Annotated in this window: 3 protein-coding genes; all 3 read right to left on the bottom strand. The window is 63.6% G+C overall.

The window, feature by feature from the left end; genetic code table 11:
- Window positions 1-595: 595 nt before the first annotated feature.
- The gene (gene wecB / locus QZY03_RS09870; RefSeq protein WP_295580503.1) at window positions 596-1,696 is read right to left on the bottom strand and encodes a non-hydrolyzing UDP-N-acetylglucosamine 2-epimerase; all 1,101 of its coding nucleotides are present in this window, start codon (window positions 1,694-1,696) and stop codon (window positions 596-598) included.
- Window positions 1,697-2,025: 329 nt separating this feature from the next.
- Entirely contained in the window at window positions 2,026-3,024 is a 999-nt protein-coding gene (locus tag QZY03_RS09865) for a cytosolic protein (protein ID WP_295580501.1), read from the bottom strand.
- Between the two features lie 111 nt (window positions 3,025-3,135).
- Window positions 3,136-3,498 (bottom strand): DUF2887 domain-containing protein, encoded by a 363-nt coding sequence (locus tag QZY03_RS09860; protein ID WP_363168500.1) that lies wholly within the window; start codon window positions 3,496-3,498, stop codon window positions 3,136-3,138.
- Window positions 3,499-3,744: the final 246 nt, after the last annotated feature.

The following is a 3,744-nucleotide window of genomic DNA, read 5'->3' as shown; positions in this document are numbered from 1 at the left end:
TTCCGACAATTTAGATACCGGTCAATGTAGGTGCGACTTCAGTCGCACCTGCGTCCGAATCGGTGCGACTGAAGTCGCACCTACATCCGAGCCGATGGTAGGTATCCGGTGTTCCGGAAATCACCTAAAGTCGCCCCTACAGCCCCTACGGATCTTGCAGGCATGCGCAGTCGGGATGTTTATTCCTGGGAATCGCCGTAGGTTACGAAAGCGGTCAGGGTGGGAGGGCCAGGATCACCCATAGTATTCGATTCCGGCATCCAAGCCGGAATGACGAGCCACGCAGCAAACCGCGATCCCCGTCGTCCCGGCAGGATGCCGGGACCCAGTGCCAGGGACGGTAACCCTCAGCCAGCACAATGCCCACGGTTGAACAATGGCCCTGCTTGGCCCTGAATTCCGGCATCCTGCCGGAATGACGCGACTTAAGGCGATTTCCGAAGCACTTCGTACCACGCGGGCTCAACCTCCGGGGATTCGAGCAACGCAACTGGAGGTCGACGCTTTAGCGGGCGGCGGTGCCGCGTCCGGCTGAAGCCTCGACCTCCGGTCTGTTGTGCGCGTGCATGATGGTAGATTATTTACCGGAAATCACCTAATCCCCAGCCCCCAACACCCGCTCGATCCCCGCCACAATCCGCTCCCCCGCCCGCCCATCCCACAACTCCGGTATCGCGCCGCGCTGCCAGTCCCCGGCAAACAGCCGGTCGAGCGCGGGCGCCAGCTTGGCCGGGTCGGTGCCGATCAGCGCATTGGTGCCGATGCTCACTGTCTCCGGCCGCTCGGTACTGTCGCGCAGGGTCATGCAGGGCACGCCCATCACCGTGGTCTCTTCCGTAATGCCGCCGGAGTCGGTGATCACCGCCTTGGCGTGCTTGACCAGATAGTTGAACTCCAGATAGGGCTGCGGTTCCACCAGGTGCAGGGTCGCCGGCAGATCGGCCAGGTCGCGCAGCGTCTTGGCCGTGCGCGGATGCACCGGGAAGATCACCGGCAGGCCCCGCGTGCCGGCGCCGATCGCCGCCAGCAGCCGCGCCAGTGATCCGGTCCCATCCACGTTGGCCGGCCGATGCAGGGTGACCACGAAATACCCGCCCGGCTGCAATTTCAACGCATCCCAGAACGACGGCGGCTGCAGCCGGTCCAAGTTGGCCAGCAGGGAGTCGATCATGGTGTTGCCGACGAAAAAGATCCGCTCCTCCCCGACCCCCGCCGTGCGCAGGTTGGCATCGGCAAAAGCACTGGTGGTAAAGAACCAGTTGGTGATGGCATCCGTCACCATCCGGTTGATCTCCTCCGGCATGGTCCAGTCGCCCGAGCGGATGCCGCCCTCCACATGGGCGACCGGCACGCCCAGCTTCTGTGCCGCGATGGCACAGGCCATGGTCGAGGTCACATCCCCCACCACCAGACACAACCGGGACGGCGCCGCCAACAGCAGCCGCTCATAGCCGATCATGATCGCCGCCGTCTGCTCCGCCTGAGTGCCTGACCCCACCTCCAGATTCACATCTGGCGCCGGGATGCCCAACTGGACAAAAAAATCGCCCGACAAGCGGGCGTCATAGTGCTGACCGGTATGCACCAGGCGGTAGCGCACGGGTCCGCCCGCCGCCGCCCTGGCCTGCAGCGCCCGGATGATGGGCGCAATCTTCATGAAATTCGGGCGGGCGCCCGCGATGATGTCAATGAGCATAGCTGAATGAGTCAACGGAGCCTTGATCATCGTTTCGGCCAGCGGCGGCCACTCCGCAACTGGAGGTCGAGGCTTTAGCCGGTGGCGATTCCCGAGATCTTAAGAGAAAATCAGTGGTTCCTGCACGCCGGACCGGCTAAAGCCTCGGCCTCCAGTGGCCGGAACGGCTACCGCGCGTGGGCTCGCCGGGTGCGTAGTCAGGCCATCCTGGCCTGACACCGTCAGGGCTGGAAGCCCTGACTACGCACGCCGTTGGCCGGGATTATGATCAAGGCCGCTTCGCGTCCAGTGCGCCTGACCAATCGACCACCACCGCGATCAACCCGCGCTCAGCCGTCCGCAAACACCGCCTCCAGCGACGACGCCGTCAGCGCCCGCTGGAACCAGGCCGCGAGCTGCGCCGACTCGGCCCCCGCCAGCCGCGCCGCCAACGCGTCCGGCAGCGCCCCGAACCGCACCGCCAGCAGTTGCTCTAATAACTCACGCTGGGTCTCTTGCCGACCCTCTTGCCGGCCCTCTTGCCGACCCTCTTGCCGACCCTCTTGCCGACCCTTCTGAATCCCGATGCGCTCGGCTGTGGTAACGTATTGCATCTGCTCGGCCTCCTCGATCGCTTGGATGCACCGATGGTAGTCTTCTTCCAATGCTTCCGGCAACGCCAGCACCCAGTCGATAAAGGCATAAAGGCTCAAAATGTCATCCCGCTCCAGTCCGAGACGATAGAGCCGGCGCGTCAAACCGATCTTGTGCGCTAACCGGGCCTGCGGGTCACCGCGCGTCGCGGTCGCGGCCAACTGCGCCAGCACGACCACGGCAAAGGGGTTATCGCTGGCCTCCAGTTCAGCCGTCCGCTCCCGATAGTCCAGCAACTTGACACAGGGAAACTCCAACACCGCCCGACACCCCCACAGCGCATGCACGTAGCGGACGGGACGCCAGTCGGCATGCGCATCGGTGAGCACCACCAAGGTCGCCACCGACCGGTTGTAACGGTCCGTCAATCGTGAGTGATAGGTGTAGAGCCGGCGCTCAAAGTCCGTCTCCCGCTGGCCTTGGACCTCGGTATGGATCAACACCCAAGTCTCCTCCCCGCTACGCCGCCACACCTTGATCAGCTTATCGACCTGCCGACGCCCCAGGACCGCGCGGCGCGTGACCTTCTGGAGTTCTTTGTCGAGGAATTCGTACCCCCGCGACCAATCGATGTCGACCGCGGCCACCGGGAAGAAAAACTCCAGAAACCGCTGATGCCAGCGGTCGAGCAGATCTTTCCAAGGCGAATCGTAGTCGTCACGTTCGCTGCCGGGCGGTGCGGTTGTCTTGGGCATCGGTTGAGCGAACCTGGTGGATTGCGCGCTACGGCCTTGGTCATTAGCCCGTAGGTTGGGGTGACGAAGGAACCCCAACGATTTGCGGCCGGGGATGTTGGGGTTCGTTCCTCACCCCAACCTACCGCGCTGATAGGCCCGGGTCTCCTGGATCGGTGTCACCAGATTCAACATGGCCCAAATCTCCCCCGCGGTCAGCCCGCGAAATCGTTCGAAAAACCAAAATTCGAGCACGTGCGAGAGCAACGCCCGCACCTCGGGCAACACCGGTGCCTCCTGCACCGTGCGCCACAATGCCGGCGCCCGCGCCTGTAACTCCGCGTCATCCTCAATTAGCAACGGCGCGAACACCGCCACATAGGGATTCTCCGGCTCGCGCTCCAGCCCCTTGATCGTCAACGCGCAAAATCGGTACTCCCCGACCAGTTGGTGACCACCGGTCAGCACCCGGAAGGCCTCCGCACCCGTCGACAAAAACAGATAGATCGGATGGTCGGTCTTTACCGCCGGGGTCTCCTGCGCAAGCGAATCACACCAGCCCTCATGGCAGTCTCGCTCCCGCGCTGATAGCCATCGGACGTGATAACCGGACGTAGGGGGGGGTTCAAACCCGCCCCTACACCAAGGGTCTATCTGGATATCAGGTAAGAAGGCAATAGTTCCGGCCACCCGTCGTTGCAGCAGCCCGTCGCGGCCGGGGGCCGCTCCTACGGTAGGAGC

It is taken from the genome of uncultured Lamprocystis sp., from assembly GCF_903933125.1.
Lineage (GTDB): Bacteria > Pseudomonadota > Gammaproteobacteria > Chromatiales > Chromatiaceae > Thiodictyon.
The sequence above is the reverse complement of the archived record's forward strand: the minus strand, read 5'-3'. Positions and strand labels throughout refer to the sequence as shown.

Excerpts from the sequence above, each read along its gene's own strand:
- wecB (WP_295580503.1), bottom strand. The coding sequence starts at position 1,696 with ATGCTCATTGACATCATCGCGGGCGCCCGCCCGAATTTCATGAAGATT.
- QZY03_RS09865 (WP_295580501.1), bottom strand. The coding sequence starts at position 3,024 with ATGCCCAAGACAACCGCACCGCCCGGCAGCGAACGTGACGACTACGAT.